Raw genomic sequence first — 20304 nt, forward strand, 5'->3', positions numbered from 1 at the left:
ACGGGCAATGTATTGAATACACGAAAAAATGGCCGCATTCGGTGCGTTCGGCGCGGTGCGTCCTGCCCGAATGGGGGCGGTTTTTCGGCGGCCCCGGGGAAAACCGTTTGATTTCGACGACGCTCCGAGGCGAACCTTTCACGGCTTGTCGCCACCTCCCCCGACCCGAGCCGCTGGGACGCCATGCAGATTCAAGATCTTCCGTTTTCCGATCCGGGCGTGCCGGACGCGCGTTCGGGCCCCCGGTTCCTGTGGTGGCTGGGACGGAATCAGCTGGGCGGTCAGCTCAAGGCACTGGCCTGGGGACTGCTGCACTTCGTGTCCGTCTCGGCGCTCCCGTTCTGCGTGGGGCTCGCCGTCCAGGCCGTCGTCGACCACTCCGGCACCCGGCTGGCCCTGACGGGCGGTCTGCTGGTGCTGTGCGGTACGGCGATCGCCGTCGGCGACACCTTCCTGCACCGGGCCGCCGTCACCAACTGGATCACCGCGGCCGCCCGGGTCCAGCAACTGCTCGCCCGCAAGGCCACCCAGCTGGGCTCCGCGCTGACCCGGCGGGTGGCTGCCGGTGAGGTGGTGGCCGTCTCCACCGGCGACGTCGAGAAGATCGGCTGGTTCGTCGAGGCGGTCTCGCGCTTCACCGCGGCCGCGCTGACGGTCGTCGTGGTCGGCGTCGCCCTGGTCTGCTACCAGCCGGAGCTCGGCTGGGCCGTCGCCGCCGGCCTGCCCCTGGTCGCGCTGTCCGTGCTGCCGCTGCTGCCCCGGGCCACCCAGCGCGCCGACGTCCAGCGCGCCAAGGCCGGCCGGGCCACGGAGCTGGCCTCGGACACCGTCGCGGGGCTGCGGGTGCTGCGCGGCATCGGCGGCGAGGACCTCTTCCTCGACCGCTACCGCCGCGCCTCCCAAGAGGTACGGCACGCCGCCGTGCGCAGCGCCCGGATGTGGTCGCTGATCGCCGCGATCCAGGTGCTGCTGCCCGGACTGCTGCTGATCGCGGTCGTCTGGTACGGCGTCCACCTGGCCCGGCAGGGCCGCGTCACCGTCGGCGAACTGGTCACCGTCTACAGCGCGGTCATGATCCTCAACTACCCCCTGCAGCACTTCACCGAGATCGCCATGGCCTACTCCTTCTCCCGACCGTCGGCGAAACGGGCCGCCCGGGTACTCTCCCTGGACCGGGCCACGGACACCGGCGGCTCGCGCGCGGACACGGTGCCGGACGGCGACCTGTACGACCCCGCCACCGGCCTGCTCGCGCCCGCGGGCCGGCTGACCGCCGTGGTCTGCGGTGACCCCGACGCGGCCGGACGCCTCGCCGAACGGCTGGGCGGCCACCCGGCCGAGGCCGGCACCTCCGTCCTGCTCGGCGGCGTCCCGCTCGACGAACTGCCCCTGGAGACCGCCCGGACCGCGGTGCTCGTCCAGGACAAGGACCCGGTGCTGCTCTCCGGCTCGCTGCGGGAGCTGCTCGACGTGCCCTCCTCCGGAGCCGTGCGGGCCGAGGACGCGCTGGCCGCCGCCCAGTGCGCGGACGTCCTGGAGGCCCTGGTCCAGGGCTCACTGGACGTCACCGACCCGCTGGACGCCCGGATCACCGAGCGGGGCCGGTCCCTGTCGGGCGGGCAGCGCCAGCGGCTCGCGCTGGCCCGGTCGCTGATCACCGACCCCGGGGTGCTCGTCCTGGACGAACCCACCTCCGCCGTCGACTCGCACACCGAGGCCCGGATCGCGGAGGGAATCCACACACTGCGCTCCGGCCGCACCACCGTCGTGTTCACCTCCTCTCCGCTGCTGCTGGACCGGGCCGACCGGGTGGTCCTCGTCCACGAGGGGGAGGTCGTGGCGGTCGGCGCGCACCGCGAACTGGTGCGCACCGAACGGCGATACCGGGCGGTGGTGACACGTGAGACGGACGACGAGGTCACCGTGCCGGACACCCTGGCCGACCGGGCCCTCCCGCGGGGCGCCCGGGACGAGGAGGCCGCGCTGCGCGGCGCGGTGCAGGCGGAGAACGAGGTCGCCCTGCGCGGCGCGGCATGCCAAGAGATCGAGGAGAGCGCATGATCGGCGTCGCGCCACCGGAGTACGACCCGGCGGCCCCGACCACGGCCACCACCCTGCCCGTCGGCGCCCCCGCGACCGTCCGGGCCTACGTGGCCGAGCTGTTCCGCCGGCACCGGCGCGCCTTCACCGTCCTCGTCGCCGTCAACACGGTCGCCGTGGTCGCGTCCATGGCCGGCCCCTACCTGCTGGGCGGACTCGTCGAGCGGGTCTCCGACGGCGCCCGCGATCTTCATCTGGGCCTGACCATCGGTCTGTTCGTGCTCGCGCTCATCGTCCAGGCCGTCTTCGTGCGCGAGGTGCGGCTGCGCGGTGCCGTGCTCGGCGAGCGGATGCTGGCCGATCTGCGCGAGGACTTCCTCGTCCGGTCGGTCGGGCTGCCGCCTGGCGTCCTGGAGCGGGCGGGCACGGGCGACCTGCTGTCCCGGATCACCACGGACATCGACCGGCTCGCCAACGCCATGCGGGAGGCCGTGCCGCAGTTGTCGATCGGCGTGGTGTGGGTCGTGCTGCTGGTCGGCGGGCTCGTGGTCACGGCTCCGCCGCTGGCCGCCACCGTGCTGCTGGCCCTGCCGGTCCTGGTGATCGTCTGCCGCTGGTACTTCCGGCGGGCGCCCGCCGGCTACCGCTCGGAGGCCGCCGGATACGCGTCCGTGGCCGCCGCCCTCGCGGAGTCCGTGGACGCCGGGCACACCATCGAGGCGCACCGGCTCGGCGCCCGCCGCATCGCTCTGTCCGAGCGCCGGGTCAGGGAGTGGACGGCGTGGGAGCGCTACACCCTGTGGCTGCGGTCGGTGCTGTTCCCCGCGATCAACGCCACCCACACCACGGTCCTCGGCTCGGTGCTGATCATCGGCGGCGTCTTCGTCCTCCGGGGCTGGATCGACGTCGGCCAGCTGACGACGGGCGCGCTCATCGCCCAGATGCTCGTCGAGCCGGTGAACCTGATCCTGCGCTGGTACGACGAGGTCCAGGTGGCCCAGGTGTCCCTGGCCCGGCTGGTCGGCGTCCGGGACATCGAGCCGGACGCGGGGGACGCCGCGCTGGCCCCCGCCGGCCGGCAGGTGCACGCGGACGAGGTGCGCTTCGGCTACCTCCAGGGCGTCGACGTGCTGCGCGAGGTCTCCCTGGAGGTCTCGCCCGGCACCCGGCTGGCCCTGGTCGGCCCCTCGGGAGCGGGCAAGTCCACCCTGGGCCGGCTGCTCGCCGGGATCTACGCGCCCCGGACCGGCCGGATCACCCTCGGCGGCGCCGAACTGTCCCGGATGACCGCCGAGCGGGTCCGGTCCCACGTCGCCCTGGTCAACCAGGAGCACCACGTCTTCGTGGGCTCCCTGCGCGACAACCTGCTGCTCGCCCGGACCGACGCGGCGGACGCCGAGCTGTGGGCCGCCCTCGGCGCGGTCGACGCGGACGGCTGGGCGCAGGCTCTTCAGGAGGGCCTGGACACCGAGGTCGGCTCGGGCGGCGTCGCCCTGACCCCGGCGCAGGCGCAGCAGATCGCCCTGGCCCGGCTGGTGCTGGCCGATCCGCACACGCTGGTCCTGGACGAAGCGACCTCGCTCCTGGACCCGCGCGCCGCCCGCCACCTGGAACGGTCCCTGGCCCGGGTCCTGGACGGCCGCACCGTGGTCGCGATCGCGCACCGGCTGCACACCGCCCATGACGCGGACGTCATCGCCGTGGTCGAGAACGGCCGGATCAGCGAGCTCGGCAGCCACGACGCGCTGGTGGCGGCCGACGGCGCCTACGCGGCGCTGTGGCGGTCGTGGCACGGGTGACGGACCGCGGCGCCCGGAGCTCGGGGTGCGGCACACCGCAGGTCGCGCCGCGTGCCGTTGCGCGGGTGCGAGCAGGGGTGGAAGGCTGGAGAGCGGCACCGGTGCGGGGACCGGCCGGGAACCATCCGGTTCTCGGCGCGCGCGCCCGCCGTCCGGGGTGCCGGCGGCCCACCGTACGGACCGCGTCCTCACTCCCTGGAGGTAGCCGTGACCACCGCCGACGGATGGGGGGACGACGTCTACCAGCCCGACGAGTCGGAGATCCGGGAGGACTCGGGTGTGCTCGACGTCGAGGACACCCTGGACTTCGACGGCGTCGCCGATCCCCTCGACCGCGGCTGGTCCCCGCCGGAACGCCCCTGGGCCGTGGAGCACACGGGGGTGACCGCGGCGGAGCGCCACCACGGCGAGACCCTGGACCAGCGGCTCGCCGAGGAACTGCCCGAGCTGGCGGTGCCCGACGGCGACGGCATCGGGGACTGCGACGGCACCGACGGCGAGCCGCTGGACAACGAGGTCGGTGACCTGCGCTCCGGCCGGCTCGTGGCCCCGAACGAGGGGGCGCACGAGGACGACGAGAACGGCCTGGTCGCCAGCGACGTCGGCATCGACGGCGCCGGGGCCTCCGCCGAGGAGGCCGCGGTGCACATCGTCGACGAGGACGCGACCTACGACTGATCCCGGCCGCCCTGCCCCGACCGACCCGTCCTTCGAGGAGCCGCCATGCAGCAGGACAAGCACCCCGACTACCACCCGGTGGTCTTCCGGGACCGTGCCGCCGGATACGCCTTCCTGACCCGGTCCACCGCGAGCAGCGACCAGACCATCGAGTGGGACGACGGCGAGACGTACCCGGTGGTCGATGTGGAGATCTCCTCCGAGAGCCACCCCTTCTACACCGGGAAGGCCCGCACGGTGGACTCCGAGGGCCGCGTCGCCGCGTTCGAGGGCCGTTACGGGAGCGGTTCGGTGTCGGGGGGCTGACCCGGTTCGGGGCCGGCCGGCCGGCCCGGGGGTCAGATCACGTTCAGAGCGGCCGCGCAGCCTATGCCGCCGAGCACCATGAACACCGGCATGAGCACCTTCAGCTCGACCCAGCTGCCGGCCCGGAACCGCATCACCTTCGGCGGGCCCACCGGGTACCAGCGCTTGCGGCCGATCGGGATGGGCCACAGGATCGGGCAGCCGGAGACGGTCAGCGCGTCCCCGATGTCGTGCACCAGCGCCCCCAGCACCACCGGCAGTCCCAGCCACAGGTACTCCTGGCCGGGCTGGGTGAACAGCCAGTCCGAGCCGTTGCCCGGCTTGTCCAGGGTGCCCGCCAGGATCCAGGCGCTGGTCGCGGCCAGCAGCCACACCAGCACATCGCTGCTGGATCCGCGGGCCGCCCGCCAGAGCAGGCCCTCGATCGCCAGCACCATGTGCGCGAAGAGGATCGCAAGCACCGCCCAGCGGCCGCCCAGGATCGCGGCGGCCGAGCAGCCCCCGCCGATCAGCGCCGCCCACAGCCAGGTGTGGGTCAGGGTGCGGTGGCCGCCGGAGCGGCGCGGGTCGCCCTGCTTCCGGGTCGCCTTGTAGACGGCGTAGGAGAGCTTGTCGACGATCTCGCAGAGCCAGCGTGAGAGCGGCCCGAAGGCGCGGGAGATGGTGGCGGCCTTGTGGTCGAGGTCGGGGGCGAGCGCGGCGCCGGCGCAGATCAGCGCCCCCACCAGCAGCACCGGCCAGGGCATCGCGTGCCCGGCCGCGGCGGCCGCCGCTCCGACGCCGAGCCAGGCGGCGGCTCCCGACAGTGAGTGTGCTGGTCCCATCATGGCCGTTGCCCGCCCCATTCCTCGTGTGCCACTGTCCAGTTGACCGGGTGCGATGACGCTCCGTCGGCGACACAGCGTAGCGGTCATGATCTTCGGGCTCGAAGCCGATTCCCCCCTGAGCGGCTGGGCCAGGCAAGATGGGGGCGTGACCCTCATCGATCAGCTGCCGCCGACCGCCGACCCAGACGCCCTGTACGAAGCCTTCGAGGCGTGGGCCCAGGAGCGCGGTCTCACGCTCTACCCCCACCAGGAGGAGGCGCTGATCGAGGCGGTCTCCGGGGCGAACGTGATCGTGTCGACACCGACCGGCTCCGGCAAGAGCATGATCGCCGCGGGCGCGCACTTCGCCGCGCTGGCCCGGGACGAGGTCACCTTCTACACGGCCCCGATCAAGGCGCTGGTGTCGGAGAAGTTCTTCGAGCTGTGCAAGCTCTTCGGCACCGAGAACGTCGGCATGCTCACCGGCGACGCCTCCGTGAACTCCGACGCGCCCGTCATCTGCTGCACCGCGGAGGTCCTCGCCTCGATCGCGCTGCGCGACGGCAGGCAGGCCGACGTCGGCCAGGTCGTCATGGACGAGTTCCACTTCTACGCCGAGGGCGACCGCGGCTGGGCCTGGCAGATCCCGCTCCTCGAACTGCCCCAGGCGCAGTTCATCCTGATGTCGGCCACCCTCGGCGACGTCTCCTTCTTCGAGCAGGACCTCACCCGCCGCACCGGCCGGCCCACCGCGGTGGTCCGCTCGGCGACCCGCCCGGTGCCGCTCTCCTACGAGTACCAGCTCACCCCGCTGACCGAGACGCTCACGGAGCTGCTGGAGAGCAAGCAGGCACCGGTCTACATCGTGCACTTCACGCAGGCACAGGCGGTGGAGCGGGCGCAGGCGCTGATGAGCATCAACATGTGCTCGAAGGAGGAGAAGGAGCAGATCGCCGAACTGATCGGCAACTTCCGCTTCACCACCAAGTTCGGCCAGAACCTCTCCCGTTACGTCCGGCACGGCATCGGCGTGCACCACGCCGGCATGCTCCCCAAGTACCGCCGCCTGGTGGAGAAGCTCGCGCAGGCCGGTCTGCTGAAGGTCATCTGCGGCACCGACACCCTGGGCGTGGGGGTCAACGTGCCCATCCGCACGGTCCTGTTCACCGCCCTCACCAAGTACGACGGCAACCGGGTGCGCACCCTGCGCGCCCGTGAGTTCCACCAGATCGCGGGCCGGGCGGGGCGGGCCGGGTTCGACACGGCCGGTCTGGTGGTCGCGCAGGCGCCCGAGCACGTCATCGAGAACGAGAAGGCCCTCGCGAAGGCAGGCGACGACCCGAAGAAGCGGCGCAAGGTGGTGCGCAAGAAGGCGCCGGAGGGCTTCGTCGGCTGGACGGAGAACACCTTCGAGAAGCTGATCGCGTCCGAGCCTGAACCGCTGACCTCGCGGTTCCGCGTGACCCACACCATGCTGCTGTCGGTGATCGCCCGACCCGGCAACGCCTTCGACGCCATGCGCCACCTCCTGGAGGACAACCACGAGCCGCGCAAGCAGCAGCTGCGGCACATCCGCCGGGCCATCGCCATCTACCGCTCGCTGCTCGACGGCGGCATCGTCGAGAAGCTCGACGAGCCCGACGCCACCGGGCGGATCGTGCGGCTCACGGTCGACCTCCAGCAGGACTTCGCGCTCAACCAGCCGCTGTCGACCTTCGCCCTGGCCGCGTTCGAGCTCCTCGACCCCGACTCCCCGTCGTACGCCCTCGACATGGTGTCCGTCGTGGAGTCCACCCTGGACGATCCGCGCCAGATCCTGGCCGCCCAGATGAACAAGGCGAAGGGCGAGGCCGTCGCCGCGATGAAGGCGGACGGCGTCGAGTACGAGGAGCGCATGGAGCGCCTCCAGGACATCACCTACCCGAAGCCCCTGGAAGAGCTGCTGTTCCACGCATACAACACGTACCGCAAGAGCCATCCCTGGGTCGGCGACCATCCGCTGTCGCCGAAGTCGGTCATCCGGGACATGTACGAACGGGCACTCACCTTCACCGAGTTGGTGTCCGTCTACGAGCTGGCCCGCACCGAGGGCATCGTGCTCCGCTACCTCGCGAGCGCCTACAAGGCCCTGGACCACAACATCCCGGACGACCTCAAGTCCGAGGACCTCCAGGACCTGATCGAGTGGCTGGGCGAGATGGTCCGCCAGGTCGACTCCAGCCTGCTGGACGAGTGGGAGCAGCTGGCCAACCCGGAGGAGATGACCGCCGAGGAGGCCCAGGAGAAGGCCGACGAGGTCAAGCCGGTCACCGCCAACGCGCGTGCCTTCCGGGTCCTGGTGCGCAACGCGATGTTCCGCCGGGTGGAGCTCGCCGCCCTCGACCGGGTCGACGAACTGGGCGAGATGGACGCGGAGTCCGGCTGGGACGCCGAGGCCTGGGGCGAGGCGATGGACAGGTACTGGGACGAGTACGAGGACCTGGGCACCGGCCCCGACGCCCGCGGTCCGAAGCTGCTCGTGATCGAGGAGGAGCCGCAGAACGGGCTCTGGCGGGTCCGGCAGATCTTCGACGACCCGAACGACGACCACGACTGGGGCATCAGCGCGGAGATCGACCTGACGGCCTCCGACGCCGAGGGCCGGGCGGTCGTCCGCGTCACCGACGTCGGCCAGCTCTGAGCAGCGCCGGAACAGGTCCGAGCACAGGTCCCAGCACAGGTCCGAGCACAGGAGAATCCCACCCATGACCAACCCGGCCGAGAGACTGGTCGACCTGCTCGACCTGGAGCAGATCGAGGTCGACATCTTCCGGGGGCGCAGCCCCCAGGAGTCCCTCCAGCGGGTCTTCGGCGGCCAGGTGGCCGGCCAGGCGCTGGTCGCGGCCAGCCGCACCACGGACGGCGACCGTCCGGTGCACTCGCTGCACGCGTACTTCCTGCGCCCGGGCCGGCCGGGCGTGCCGATCGTGTACCAGGTGGAACGGGTCCGGGACGGCCGGTCGTTCACGACGCGCCGGGTCACCGCCGTGCAGCAGGGCCGCACGATCTTCAATCTGACCGCCTCCTTCCACAAGCCTGAGCCGGCTGCCTTCGAGCACCAGCTGCCGTTGTCGCGCGAGGTGCCGCACCCGGAGTCGCTGCCGACGCTCGCGGAGGAGATCCGCAAGCACCTGGGTGAACTGCCGGAGCGGCTGGAGCGGATGGCGCGCCGCCAGCCGTTCGACATCCGCTACGTCGACCGGCTGCGCTGGACCCCCGAGGAGACGGCGGGCGCCGAGCCGCGCAGCGCGGTGTGGATGCGCGCGGTCGGCCCGCTGGGCGACGACCCGCTGGTGCACACCTGCGCGCTGACCTACGCCAGCGACATGACCCTCCTGGACGCGGTCCGGGTGCCTGTCGAACCGCTGTGGGGCCCGCGGAACTTCGACATCGCCTCACTGGACCACGCCATGTGGTTCCACCGGCCGTTCCGCACGGACGAGTGGTTCCTGTACGAGCAGGAGTCCCCCATCGCCACGGGCGGCCGCGGCCTGGCCCGCGGGCGGGTCTACGACCTGGACGGGCGGCTGCTGGTGTCGGTCGTCCAGGAGGGGCTGTTCCGCGCGCTCTAGGCGTACCGCCCCGAGAGGTCGGGCAGGCGGCAGCGGGCCGGGGCGGGGTTGCCGGTCAGTGGGCGGGGCGCGGGCTTCTGCGCAGCAGCCAGCCGCGCAGTCCGCGGGTGAGCGGTGGCCGGTCGGGCGCGGGATGCCGGGACGGTGCGGCCGGGCGGGGAGCCGGCCGGTGCGTGCGGGCCTGCGCCGCTTCCCGTGCCAGGTCGTGCCTGAACCACTCGATCTCGTCCGGCTCGGCGGCCGTCATGAGCTCCTCGGCGAGCTGCGCGGCCGGCGAGCCCGGCGCGCCGTGGGCGGGCGGGGCCGGCCGCAGGGCCGTCACGTGGACGCGCTCGTGCGGGTCCGGGAGCACGTCGTCGATCTCACCGGGGTCCAGGAAGCCGGCCACCACCCCGGCCCGCTCCCAGGGCCCCTCCGCCTGCCGGAGCAGGAAACCGCAGTGGCGTCCGCGCCAGGTGCGGGCCCGGTGGTCGGCGCCCGCCTTGAGCCGGTCGCTCAGTTCGGCGGGCGTCCGGCCGGTGAGCAGCCGGGCGTTCTTCTCCTCGGCAGCGAACCGGCGCAGTTCCTCCGCCAGATAGAGCCAGACCACGGCCCGGTAGCGGTTCGGGTACCACGTCACCGGAGTCACCAGGCCGAGCCGCGCCACCCGGGTGAACCTGCCCGCCGGGATCCCCATCAGGGACGCGCCCTCGGCCGTCCCCACGACGCGCACGCTGTCGCGCAGGGACGCGGACCGGCCGTGCAGCCGGTCGATCTCCGCCTGTGGGACACGGCGGCCTCCGCCGCCCTCGTCGGGCACGGTGCGGATCCGCCCGAGGCGTACCGCGAGGTCGAACTCACCTCGCTTGAGGCCCAGTTCGCGGGCGGCGCGGCTCGGCGCGCAGGTGGTCGGGCGGGTTGGGGTGAGGGTGGTGCCGGACATGGTCGTGCTCCCCCGTGGAGTGGGTGGCTCGCGCCCGGTGCGCTCGCCGTGGAAGAACCGTAGCCGCTTCGGCGAGACGCGGGGGAAGCCTGTGGACAACTCCGCGACGGGGGTGAACGCGCAGGTCAGAGGTCCATCAGGGAGGAGCGCTCCGGTTGCCGGGCGTCCACGGCGAGGTGTTCGCCGACACGGTTGACCAGCAGGGTCATCTCGTAGGCGATCTGGCCGATGTCGGCCTCTGCGCCGCTGAACACGCACAGGCAGCTGCCGGTTCCGGCCGCGGTGACGAACAGGACCGCCTCGTCGTACTCGATCATCGTCTGCCGGACCTGGCCCGCGCCGAAGTGCCGCCCGGAGCCCTTGGCGAGGCTGTGCAGCCCGGAGGCGACGGCGGCCAGATGCTCCGCGTCATCCCGGCGCAGGCCGGTACTGGCTCCGGTGACCAGTCCGTCGTTCGACAGGACCAGCGCATGCCGTACGTGCTCCACGCGCTCGGTCAGGTCGTCGAGCAGCCAGCCGAGCCCCTGGTTCTGCGCCATGTCCAGCGTCTCCCCGCGTACCGTCTCCCCCTGGCTGGAGGATCTCCCCGCCAGCCTTCCCCACCACCGGCGTCCGGGCAAGGATGATGGGGGCATGGCAGAGAAGATGACCGACGAGGAATGGCGGGCGTTCGTCTCGCACGGCACCCGTACCGGCAAACTGTCCACCGTCAACGCCGACGGCAGCCCGCATGTGGCGCCCGTCTGGTTCCTGCTGGACGGGGACGAACTGGTCTTCAACACCGGCAAGAACACCGTGAAAGGGCGCAATCTGACCCGTGACGGGCGGGTCGCCCTCTGCGTGGACGACGACCGGCCGCCCTTCCACTTCGTGGTGCTGAACGGGCGTGCCCGGCTCTCGGAGGACCTGGGTGAACTGCGTGATTCGGCCACCCGGATCGCGGCCCGTTACATGGGTGAGGAGCGCGCGGAGGAGTTCGGCGCCCGCAACGGCGTCCCCGGCGAGCTGCTGGTGCGGGTCACCGTGGAGAAGGTGGTGGCGCTCAAGGACCTCACCGGCTGAGGCTCAGCCCACCGAGTCGAGGAGCCGGGCGGTGTGCATCCGTCCGGCGTACTCGACGAGCCGGATCAGCACCTCCTTGCCGGAGTCCCGGTCCCGGGCGTCGCACAGCACCACCGGCGTGCCCTGGTCCAGGTCGAGGGCGCGGGAGACGTCGTGGGCGCCGTAGCTCCGGGCACCGGTGAAGCAGTTGACGGCGACGACGAACGGGATGTGCCGGTGCTCGAAGTAGTCGACCGCCGGGAAGCAGTCCTCCAGGCGGCGGGTGTCGGCGAGGACGACGGCGCCCAGCGCTCCCTGCGACAGCTCGTCCCAGAGGAACCAGAAGCGGTCCTGGCCCGGGGTGCCGAAGAGGTACAGGGAGAGTCCGGAGCGGATGGTGATGCGGCCGAAGTCCATGGCGACGGTGGTGGTGACCTTCTGGTCCACGCCGTCCGTGTCGTCCACCAGCTGGCCCGCCTCGCTGAGCATCTCCTCGGTGCGCAACGGACGGATCTCGCTGACGGCTCCGACCAGGGTCGTCTTCCCGACGCCGAAGCCGCCGGCGACCAGAATCTTCAGCGCCATGGCCGACGCGTCGTCGGCGGTGGACTCGGAGTGCTCGGAGACCATGATCACTTCTCTCGGGAGGGCTCTCGGGAGGACCACGAGAGCCGGGAGTAGCTGCTGCGGTGGAGGTCGGGACACCGGCTGGGCGGCACAGGACGTTGCGAAGCCAGCATCATGGCAACTGCCGCCCCCGCACGGAGGGTTGGACCGGAAGGCATCTGTTTCGACCGGTTCGCGGCCGGTTGGTTCCGCATGCTCGTCTACAGTGCCCGCAATCCCTCGATGACCTCACGCAGGATCCGTTCGTCGGGCAGCTGGGCCGGCGGTACCGGGCGGCTCACGGTGACCCGGCCCAGTTCCAGCAGGTCGCCCAGGAGCACCCGGACCACGCCCACCGGCAGGTCGGCGCCGGCGGCGAGTTCGGCGACGGACTGCGTCTCCAGCCGGCACAGGTCGACCAGAGCCCGGTGCTCGGGGCCGAGCACGGCGTCGTCGTCGGTGCCGGCCGCGCCCGGATCCAGGGTGACCAGGGCGATGAGGTCGAACTGCACGCCGGTGGGACCGGGTGCGGTGCGGCCCCCGGTCATGGCGTAGGGGCGGACCAGGGGCCCGGCCTCGCGGTCGTACCACTGGCTGCCCGGCTCGTGCGGGGCGCCGGTCGTGTACTCGGTCATCGGCGGCGGTCTTCCGCTCAGCCGGCGGCGGGCGGCCGGGCGGCCACGCGCGGCGCGGTGTGGAGGTGCTCGCCGACGCGCTTGACCAGACGGGCCATCTCATAGGCGACCAGGCCGATGTCGGCGGTCACGTCGGTGAGCAGGGCGAGGCAGGAACCGTCGCCCGCGGCCGCCACGAAGAGGAAGGCGTCGTCCATCTCGACCATGGTCTGGCGCACCCCGCCCGCCCCGAAGTGCCGTCCGGCGCCCTTGGCGAGGCTGTTGAAACCGGAGGCCACGGCGGCGAGGTGCTCGGCGTCCTCGCGCGCGAGGCCGGTCGAGGCGCCGACGGCGAGGCCGTCGTTGGAGAGCACGACGGCGTGCCGTACCTCGGTGACGCGCAGCACCAGGTCGTCCAGCAGCCAGTCGAGTTCGCCGGAGCGCCGCTCCGCTCTCGTGCTCGGGTCCGGGATCATGGGCGGTCTCCTTCGGTGCTGTCGGTGCCCACGGGGCCTTCCGGAGAAACGGCGCGGCCGGGTTGTCTGCCGCCGCCGCGCACCCAGCCGTCGCGGTAGGCGGCCATGCGGTCGCGGACGAGTTCGGGGGTGCGTTCGTCCCGGCCGCGGTCCGGCACGGGCTCCTCTGCGCGGGGATCGCGCAGTTGGGGGGCTAGGTTCGCCTGCCGCACCCGGCGTGGGAGGTCGTCGTCGGACGGCTCGGAGCCGTGCGGTGGGCGGTGCGGCCTCAAGGTGGTGACTCCGGGGGGCGCGGGTTCGGGCGCGGGTTCGGGCGCGGGGCGCGTCGCGGCGGACGTGGCGGCGAGGGCGGGCCGGCCGGCCGGGGCCGGTTCCGGGAGGACGGCGTCGGCCACGCGCGGATAGGCGCGGGACGGTGCCTGCTCGGCGTGGGCCGGTGCCTGCTCCGGGTGGGTCGGCGGTCGGCCGGCGCGGTCCGCAGGACCGCCGTGCAGCAGGGCCTTGGGCAGCAGGACCACGGCGGTGGTGCCGCCGTACGGGGAGGTCCGCAGGTGCACCCTGATGCCGTGGCGGGCCGCGAGCCTGCTGACCACGAAGAGACCGAGCCGGTCGCTGTCGAACAGGTCCAGGGCCTCGGACTGCTCGATGCGCCGGTTGGCCTCCGCGAGGGTCTCCGGGCCCATGCCGAGCCCGCGGTCCTCGACCTCCAGGGCGTAACCGTTGCCGACGGGCTCGCCGGTGACGCGCACGCGCGTGTGCGGCGGCGAGAACTGTGCGGCGTTCTCCACGAGTTCGGCGAGCAGATGGGTGAGGTCGGCGACGGCCGCGCCGATGACGGCCGCCTCGGGGAGCTGTCGTACCTCCACGCGCGCGTAGTCCTCGACCTCGGAGACGGCTGCCCGCACGACGTCGGTCAGGGACACCGGCATCCGCCAGGCCCGGCCGGGGGCTGCTCCGGAGAGGATGATCAGGCTCTCCGCGTGGCGGCGCATCCGCGTGGTGAGGTGGTCGAGGCGGAAGAGGTCGCTCAGTTCGCCGGGGTCGTCGGAGCGGCGTTCCATGCTGTCCAGCAGGCTCAGCTGGCGGTGCACCAGGATCTGGCTGCGTCGGGCGAGGTTGACGAAGACTCCCGAGATGCCGCTGGCCAGTTCGGCGCGTTCCACGGCGGCGCGCAGGGCGGCGCGGTGCACGGTGGCGAGGGCCTCGGCGACCTGCCCGGTCTCGTCCTCGGCGGGAGGGCCCGCAGGTGCCTCGGCGCGGACGTCGATCTCCTCGCCGGCCCGCAGTCTGCGCATCGCCTCGGGGAGTTTGCGGCGGGCGATCTCCAGGGCGCCGTTGCGCAGGCTCACCAGCTCGACGACGAGGCCGCGTCCGATGCGTACGGAGATGACGAGCGAGGCGGCCACGGCGAGCAGACCGAGCAGGACGGCGGCGCCGGCCGGGGTGAACAGGCCGCGGGCGACCGGATCGGTCCGGCCCGCCACCGCGCGCGCCGTGTCGGCCTCGATGGTGCGCATGCCGTCCAGCACGCGCGCGTGCGCGGTGTCCCAGGTCGCTTCCGGGACCGCGCCGAGCGCCTTGGCTCCGGGTGCGCTCGCGAGGATCCGGTCCTCGGCGGCGCTCAGCGCGGTGTAGTCGTCGCCGCCGGCAAGCCGGTGCCAGGCGGTGCGCTGGGTCCCCGGCAGATCGCCGACGGCCGTGTCGGTGAGGGCGCGGCGGGTGCCGACGGCGCCGGTGAACAGCCGCAGCCGCGCGCCGTCGAGACGGCCGGCCCGTCGGGCGCCGCCGAGAACCGCGTCCTCCTGGGCCAACGCCTCGTCCGCACGGGAGAACTCGAGCAGCACGCGCGCGTCGGAGCCCATGTCGTCGGCCTGGACACCGGTCAGGGCGCCGTCCACGGCGAAGGCCGAGGCGATGGTCCGGGTGTACTGCTCGTAGGCCGGGTCCCAGCCGGCGCCGCGGTCGCGCACCGCTCGGCGCAGGGTGGGCAGCCGCTCGGCGCCGGTGACGAAGGCCTTGAGCCGCCGGGCGACGCCGGAGGGCAGTTCCTCGCTGTCGGCGACGGTGCTGTCCCGGCCGAGCCGGAGCACGGCCACGGCCCGGTCGGTGCGGGCGCCGAGGTTCGTGAGGTCGGCGTCCTGTCCGGCCGTCGGGTCGGTCGCGTACCGGACCGCGGCGGCCCGCTCGGCCTGGAGCGCGGCCACGGCGGTGGCGACGGGGGTGCGCAGCGCGGCGTCGACGCGCTGGGACTGCCGCAGCCGGGCGACGTCCTGCGCCGTGGTGACCGTGGCGTACGCCCAGAGGGCGAGCAGGGAGACGACCGGCACCATGAGCAGGCAGACGACCTTGGCCCGCACGGTCCGCGGGCGGAGCCGCCAGCCTCCCGGCCGCATCGGTACGTGGTCCGCCGCGGTGCCGACGGTGTCGTCCGCCGGTTCGTCCGCGGGTGGTCCGGCGTGCGCGCGGCGGCCGCGCGGCGGCTGCGGTGACGGTGACTCCGGGCCTGCTGTGGGGGTCCTACGGGGTGTGCGCATGGCCTCCTCGCTCGGGGTGGGTGGGGCGGTGCCGGTCAGCGCGCGGCGCCCGTGACGGGCCGCTGGGCCGAGGCGGACGCCTCGCGCTCCCCGGCCGTGGGCGAGAGCGCGACGAAGGCCGACGTGAGGAACAGATAGGACCCGAGGCCGACGGCGAGGGGGAAGATGAACTGCATCGCCGTGGCCCCGGGCAGGGGGCTGCCGGAGGGCGTGACCCGCACGCTGACCGCGAACATCCCGGTGTAGTGCATGCTGCTCACGGCCGCCCCCATGACCAGGGAGGCGACGGTGACCGCGACGGGCGACCGGATGTTGAGCGCCGCCCACAGGGCCGCGGTCGCGGCGACCACGGCGATGAGGACGGAGATCCCGACGAGCACCGGGTCGTAGCGGACGGCGCCGTGCAGCCGGACGGCCGCCATCCCGAGGTAGTGCATGCTGGCGACGCCCAGCCCGGTGGTGAGTCCGCCGAGCACGAGGGCCCGGTTGCGGTCGCGGCCGTAGCCGACGGCGAAGACGCCGACGCTGACCACGACGACCGCGACGAGCAGGCTGAGGATGGTCAGCGGTACGTCGTAGCGGATGTCGGTTCCGCTGACGCCGAAGCCCAGCATGGCCACGAAGTGCATGGTCCAGATGCCGGTGCCGAGCGCGGAGGCCGCCGTGAGCAGCCAGTTGCGGCGCGAGCGGCCGGTGCTGCCGAGCGCGCGGACGGTGCAGCGCAGCCCCAGTGCGGCGCCTATGCAGGCCATGACGTACGACAGCACCGGGGTCAGCCAGCCGAAGGTGGCGTGGTCCAGATGTCCCATGGCTCAGGGACGCTAGGGGGCACGGTCGCACAAAGGGGGCGCATTTCGAAAGGTGCCGCAATGTGACCCAGAGATGTGCCGGAACGATCGCGTCCCGCTCGAACATGCGCACAGGGTCGTCCTCCGTGACGGTGAGGCATCATGCGGACCATGAGCGACGAGCACACACACGTCCGGGAGTTCTTCACCGCGCGGGCGGCCGACTGGGACAGCAGGTTCCCCGACGACGCTCCCGCGTACGCGGCCGCCGTCGCCGAGCTGCGGCTGCGCGCGGGCGACCGGGTGCTCGACGCGGGATGCGGCACCGGGCGTGCCCTGCCGCCGCTGCGCCGGGCCGTGGGACCCACCGGCGCGGTCCTCGGCCTGGACCTCACCCCGGCGATGCTCCAGGCCGCCCGGCGGGCAGGCCGGGATCGTGACGGGCAGCTGCTGCTCGCCGACGTCGGGGCGCTGCCGGTGCGTTCGGCATCCCTCGACGCCGTGTTCGCCGCGGGCCTGATCGCCCATCTGCCCCGGCCGGCGGAGACTTTGCGGGAGTTGGCGCGCGTGGTCCGCCCCGGCGGCGTCCTGGCCCTCTTCCACCCCGTCGGCCGCTCCGCGCTGGCGGCACGCCAGGGACGGCAGGTCACGCCGGACGACCTGCGCGCGGCGGGCAACGTGGGCCCGCTGCTGGCCGGCTCGGGCTGGCGCATGACGTCGTACGTGGACGAGGACACCCGGTTCCTGGCGCTGGCGGTGCGCACCGGCCCGGCGGCCACCCCCGGCGAGGTCGCCCGTCAGCCCTGACGCGTCTTCTGTCACCGCGGCTTCGCCTATAGGTTCGACAGGGGACAGCAGATGTTCCGAGGCGACAGTCGACCGGAGAAAGGGGCCCGCGTGTTCGACCGGATCCGCAGGTACGCAGGCAGGTTTCGCGGCACCGAGGGCGAAAGGGTGCCGGAAGCGGGCGGGAAGCGTGAGCGGCGGACGCACAACTTGTTCGAGGCCGCGGCCGTGTACGTCGCGGCCCGGGCGGCGAACGACCAGGACCGGATCGAGGAGGCGGCGGGCTGGGTGTCGCCGGAGGCGCTGTCGTTCGGCGTGAGCGAGCTGGCGTGCCGGGCGGTGCTCACCCTGGCCCGGGAGCGGGACGAGTCGCCGGCCGCGGTGGCGCGTGACCTTCTCGGGCTGCCGGTGTCCTGAGCCTCCGGTACCGCCGGGGCAGGGGTCGCTTCTTGCTCGCCGCCGAGGTCGTTTCGTCCGGTCCCGGGGGAAAACTGCAGCTCCGCACGGAGCGGCCGGTCGTGACAACGGCCTTCCGGTCGCACTAGGGTGCGCGCCGTTGGAAGAACCACTGGGGAGGCAGGGATGGCCGGGACCGACGAGGAGGAGGCCGTCGCCGCGGACGAGGCACTGTACGTGCTCACGGCGGTGCTGCTGACGCCCGCGCAGTTTCCGAGCGTGCTCGGCGACGACTATCCGGAGGCCTGCGCGGCGCTGGAGCTGATGCCGCTCGCCGACGGCTACGGCCTGGTGCTCGGCCAGGACGGCGAGGGCGCACGCTGGACGGTCGTCATCGACGACGTCTCGCTGGTCGCCGTGGCGATCGCGTCCTGGGACTGCGGCATGGAGTACGACCTGTCGCCGGACGAGCGCACCGTGGTCGCCGCCCTGCCCGGCTGGCCGCTGGCGGTCGCCGTGGCGGCCCCGAACGTCCCCGCGCCGCACGACCCCGGTCCCGAGGCGGCGGGCCGTGCCGCGCTGTCCCCGCCGGACACCAGCACCTGGGGCCCCGCCCAGCGGCGGCTGGGCGCGGACGAGATCGCCCTGCAGTGGGCGCTCTGGCGCGAGCAGATCAGCGACGACCGCTTCCCGCCGGTGGCCGCGGCCACCGGCGCGGAGGGGGCCGAGGCGGCCGCCGAGGACGCCGAGGGGGCCCCGAAGGGGCACCTGGGGGTCCGCCGCGTGCTGGCCGAGGCGCGAGCCTACGTGGACACCCCACCGCCCCTGGGCCGGGTCCGGTCCTCCTTCGCCACGAGCGACGCCCGTACGCTGCGCGCCGACGGTCCGGGCTGGTCGCTGGTGGCGCGCACCGACGACATCGCCTTCGTGCTCCTCGACGAGGAACCGGGCGAGGTCCTGCCGGTCGGCCGGGGACCCGAGCTCCCCGGCCTCCTGGAAGCCCTCGACAAGATGGCCGTACGGCCCCTGTGAGCCCTCCAGGGCCGCGCCCAGCCCTCTGCAGGCGCGCGGCCCCGCCCCCTGCAGGCGTCGGGAAGGGGCACGGCCCCGGGCAGGCCGCCCGGCGGGCCGTCAGCGGCCGATCTCCTTGCGCGTGACCCTGCGCAGCCTGCGCCGCTGCGAGGGGTCGAGGGTGAGGTACGCGGCCACCGGGACGCCCACCACGATCAGGAACGTCACCCACCAGGGCAGCCATATCAGCAGGATGAGCCCGACCGCCACACCCCCTGCGGCGATCTTCGCGTTCTTCGACATCGGCGTCGCCTCCTTCGCGGCTCTTGCCGCTCTCTGATCTGAGAACGGCCCCGCGCCTGTCACGGTTCCGAACGGCGACCCTGAGACATCCCTGAGGAGCGCCCCCTACTGGCCCCGGAGCGCCGAGTCGAACAGACGGTGAAGCAGCCCCGCTCTCGGCGCAACCGTTCCGGTACCGCTCCCGAGGTGCCCACCGGCCGCGGAATCCGGCGGTCCGCCTCCAGGGGCCGAGAACCGATGATCCGCCGAGTGGCGGTCGCCCTCCGTTCACCGGCCGGTCGAGCGGTGTTCCTCCTGGGGCCCACCTCTGGCCGCTGCCGACGAACTTGCCACCAGGAGGCCTCAGATGTCCCCGCACGCCACCGGCAGACGCAGCGTCCACCGTTTCGTCGCGACGGGTCTGCCCCTGGCTCTGGCCGCCGCCCTCGTGGCGACGGGCACGGCCGAGGCCTCGTCGTCCGGCGGGGCGCGGGTCGTGCGCACCGCCGCCCTCGGCGACATCCCGCTCGGCAGGGCCGTCACCGGGCTGCCCGACCAAGCAGGCCGGGACGAGGCGCCGTACTCCTACGACGCGCGGACCGCGCTGTCGTACGGCCCGGACGGGGAGGTGGTCAGGCTGGACCGCCGGTCGGACATCCTCGGCGGTGCCTACGACGAGGACACCGCCTCCCCCTCGCTGAAGCAGCTGGCCGACCCGGCCGCCGCCGGGGTCCCGGTGCTCGGCAAGCGTCTCGTGGTCGACCTGAACACGGTGCCCGGGGTGCCGATGAAGATCGAGGGCATCGCGCGCGTGAACCACCGCGACAGCGGCATCGAGACGACCCTGGTGTACGTCCGGCTGCCCCAGGGGCTGTGACCCGGGGCGCGGAGGTCATCCCGGCAGCGAGGGCAGCGAGGGCAGCAGGGAGTCCAGGTCGCTCGGCAGCTCGCCGGGCAGTGACGAGGGCCACTGCGAGGGCAGTTCGGTCGGCAGACCCGACGGCAGGCCGGTGGGCAGTCCGGTCGGCAGACCCGACGGCAGGCCGGTGGGCAGTTCGGTTGGCAGGCTGAACGAGGGGCGGCCCGAGCCGGACGGGCTCGGACTGCTCGTGGCGGAACGCTCGCCGGTCGAGCCGTCGCCGCCGGACGTCATCAGCACGACGACGGCGACGGTCACCGCCGCCACCAGCAGGGCCAGGACGGCGAAGAGCGGTCCCCGGCGGCGCCGCGGCGGACGCGGAGGCGTCCAGCCGACGGTGGTGGGCGGGTCCTGGCCACCGGGCGGGGTCCCGAAGCCGGCCCACGGTGGCCGGTCGGACACGTCGTCCGGCGGCGGGCCGAAGCCCCCGTACGGCGGCGGGTCGTAGCCGCCGGGCGGAGGCGCGTCGTGGCCGCCGGGCGGCGGAGTGCCCTCCGGCGGGCCGGGCGGTCGTGGCGGTACGGGCGGTATGGCCATACCCCCAAGCGTCACCGCGTTCCGGTCATCGCGCGAGGACCGCACGGGCGTTGACACGGACCCATGCCATGGAGCGCATGATTCCGGAGCATTTCCGGTGCGGCACCGCCGCGCGGGCACGGGGGAACGACACGCGCGCGTGCGGGCCTCCG

Annotated in this window: 21 protein-coding genes; 11 read left to right on the top strand and 10 right to left on the bottom strand. The window is 73.3% G+C overall.

The features are described from left to right. The first annotated feature begins 183 nt into the window (after positions 1 to 183). From AB0M11_RS30880 to AB0M11_RS30895, 4 genes are all read left to right on the top strand, one after another. Positions 184 to 2061 (top strand): ABC transporter ATP-binding protein, encoded by a 1878-nt coding sequence (locus AB0M11_RS30880; RefSeq protein ID WP_365711283.1) that lies wholly within the window; start codon positions 184 to 186, stop codon positions 2059 to 2061. Continuing rightward, positions 2058 to 3839, top strand: a complete 1782-nt coding sequence (locus AB0M11_RS30885) for an ABC transporter ATP-binding protein (RefSeq protein WP_365711285.1) — start codon at positions 2058 to 2060, stop codon at positions 3837 to 3839. Before AB0M11_RS30880 ends, AB0M11_RS30885 begins: the two co-directional genes overlap by 4 nt. A 207-nt stretch (positions 3840 to 4046) precedes the next feature. Beyond that, complete coding sequence (locus AB0M11_RS30890) at positions 4047 to 4517, top strand: DUF5709 domain-containing protein (protein WP_365711287.1); 471 nt, start codon at positions 4047 to 4049, stop codon at positions 4515 to 4517. 45 nt (positions 4518 to 4562) lie between these two features. Further along, positions 4563 to 4823, top strand: coding sequence for a type B 50S ribosomal protein L31 (locus AB0M11_RS30895; RefSeq protein ID WP_365711289.1), 261 nt, complete (start codon positions 4563 to 4565; stop codon positions 4821 to 4823). Between the two features lie 32 nt (positions 4824 to 4855). Here the strand turns inward: AB0M11_RS30895 and AB0M11_RS30900 are convergent, their stop codons facing one another. Continuing rightward, positions 4856 to 5650: a metal-dependent hydrolase gene (locus tag AB0M11_RS30900; protein ID WP_365711291.1), complete on the bottom strand. Its 795-nt coding sequence runs from the start codon at positions 5648 to 5650 to the stop codon at positions 4856 to 4858. 145 nt (positions 5651 to 5795) lie between these two features. Between AB0M11_RS30900 and AB0M11_RS30905 the strand changes: the two genes are divergently transcribed. Then, positions 5796 to 8309: a DUF3516 domain-containing protein gene (locus AB0M11_RS30905; RefSeq protein ID WP_365711293.1), complete on the top strand. Its 2514-nt coding sequence runs from the start codon at positions 5796 to 5798 to the stop codon at positions 8307 to 8309. 64 nt (positions 8310 to 8373) lie between these two features. Continuing rightward, positions 8374 to 9240 (top strand): acyl-CoA thioesterase II, encoded by an 867-nt coding sequence (locus AB0M11_RS30910; RefSeq protein WP_365711295.1) that lies wholly within the window; start codon positions 8374 to 8376, stop codon positions 9238 to 9240. A gap of 55 nt (positions 9241 to 9295) precedes the next feature. Here the strand turns inward: AB0M11_RS30910 and AB0M11_RS30915 are convergent, their stop codons facing one another. Then, positions 9296 to 10162, bottom strand: coding sequence for a DUF6397 family protein (locus AB0M11_RS30915; RefSeq protein WP_365711297.1), 867 nt, complete (start codon positions 10160 to 10162; stop codon positions 9296 to 9298). A gap of 125 nt (positions 10163 to 10287) precedes the next feature. Further along, entirely contained in the window at positions 10288 to 10701 is a 414-nt protein-coding gene (locus tag AB0M11_RS30920) for a roadblock/LC7 domain-containing protein (RefSeq protein WP_365711299.1), read from the bottom strand. A gap of 94 nt (positions 10702 to 10795) precedes the next feature. On the opposite strand from AB0M11_RS30920, the gene AB0M11_RS30925 reads away from it, so the two are divergent. Then, positions 10796 to 11224: a PPOX class F420-dependent oxidoreductase gene (locus tag AB0M11_RS30925; RefSeq protein WP_365711301.1), complete on the top strand. Its 429-nt coding sequence runs from the start codon at positions 10796 to 10798 to the stop codon at positions 11222 to 11224. Positions 11225 to 11227: 3 nt separating this feature from the next. On the opposite strand, the gene AB0M11_RS30930 is transcribed toward AB0M11_RS30925, so the two are convergent. The 5 genes from AB0M11_RS30930 to AB0M11_RS30950 form a co-directional block, all read right to left on the bottom strand. Further along, positions 11228 to 11833 carry an ATP/GTP-binding protein gene (locus AB0M11_RS30930; protein ID WP_361281122.1) on the bottom strand — a complete coding sequence of 202 codons (606 nt, stop codon included), beginning with the start codon at positions 11831 to 11833 and terminating at the stop codon, positions 11228 to 11230. Between the two features lie 197 nt (positions 11834 to 12030). Then, complete coding sequence (locus AB0M11_RS30935; protein ID WP_365711303.1) at positions 12031 to 12444, bottom strand: DUF742 domain-containing protein; 414 nt, start codon at positions 12442 to 12444, stop codon at positions 12031 to 12033. A gap of 17 nt (positions 12445 to 12461) precedes the next feature. Beyond that, complete coding sequence (locus AB0M11_RS30940; RefSeq protein WP_365711305.1) at positions 12462 to 12899, bottom strand: roadblock/LC7 domain-containing protein; 438 nt, start codon at positions 12897 to 12899, stop codon at positions 12462 to 12464. Further along, positions 12896 to 15433, bottom strand: a complete 2538-nt coding sequence (locus AB0M11_RS30945; RefSeq protein ID WP_365711307.1) for a sensor histidine kinase — start codon at positions 15431 to 15433, stop codon at positions 12896 to 12898. Before AB0M11_RS30945 ends, AB0M11_RS30940 begins: the two co-directional genes overlap by 4 nt. A 35-nt stretch (positions 15434 to 15468) precedes the next feature. Beyond that, on the bottom strand, positions 15469 to 16242 hold the full coding sequence (locus tag AB0M11_RS30950; RefSeq protein ID WP_365711309.1) for an MHYT domain-containing protein: 774 nt from the start codon (positions 16240 to 16242) through the stop codon (positions 15469 to 15471). A 141-nt stretch (positions 16243 to 16383) separates the two neighbouring features. Here AB0M11_RS30950 and AB0M11_RS30955 point away from each other — a divergent pair, with 141 nt between their 5' ends. From AB0M11_RS30955 to AB0M11_RS30965, 3 genes are all read left to right on the top strand, one after another. Next, positions 16384 to 17028, top strand: a complete 645-nt coding sequence (locus tag AB0M11_RS30955; RefSeq protein ID WP_365711311.1) for a class I SAM-dependent methyltransferase — start codon at positions 16384 to 16386, stop codon at positions 17026 to 17028. A gap of 90 nt (positions 17029 to 17118) precedes the next feature. After that, positions 17119 to 17424 (top strand): hypothetical protein, encoded by a 306-nt coding sequence (locus tag AB0M11_RS30960; protein ID WP_365711313.1) that lies wholly within the window; start codon positions 17119 to 17121, stop codon positions 17422 to 17424. 165 nt (positions 17425 to 17589) lie between these two features. Next, positions 17590 to 18435 (top strand): hypothetical protein, encoded by an 846-nt coding sequence (locus AB0M11_RS30965; protein WP_365711315.1) that lies wholly within the window; start codon positions 17590 to 17592, stop codon positions 18433 to 18435. Positions 18436 to 18534: 99 nt separating this feature from the next. On the opposite strand, the gene AB0M11_RS30970 is transcribed toward AB0M11_RS30965, so the two are convergent. Then, on the bottom strand, positions 18535 to 18717 hold the full coding sequence (locus AB0M11_RS30970) for a hypothetical protein (protein WP_181809683.1): 183 nt from the start codon (positions 18715 to 18717) through the stop codon (positions 18535 to 18537). 346 nt (positions 18718 to 19063) lie between these two features. Between AB0M11_RS30970 and AB0M11_RS30975 the strand changes: the two genes are divergently transcribed. Then, positions 19064 to 19573 (top strand): hypothetical protein, encoded by a 510-nt coding sequence (locus tag AB0M11_RS30975; RefSeq protein WP_365711317.1) that lies wholly within the window; start codon positions 19064 to 19066, stop codon positions 19571 to 19573. A gap of 15 nt (positions 19574 to 19588) precedes the next feature. Here the strand turns inward: AB0M11_RS30975 and AB0M11_RS30980 are convergent, their stop codons facing one another. After that, positions 19589 to 20152, bottom strand: coding sequence for a hypothetical protein (locus AB0M11_RS30980; protein WP_365711319.1), 564 nt, complete (start codon positions 20150 to 20152; stop codon positions 19589 to 19591). Between the last annotated feature and the right edge of the window lie 152 nt (positions 20153 to 20304).

Origin of the sequence: Streptomyces sp. NPDC051987 (assembly GCF_040680735.1) — a bacterium.
Taxonomy (GTDB): Bacteria; Actinomycetota; Actinomycetes; order Streptomycetales; family Streptomycetaceae; genus Streptomyces.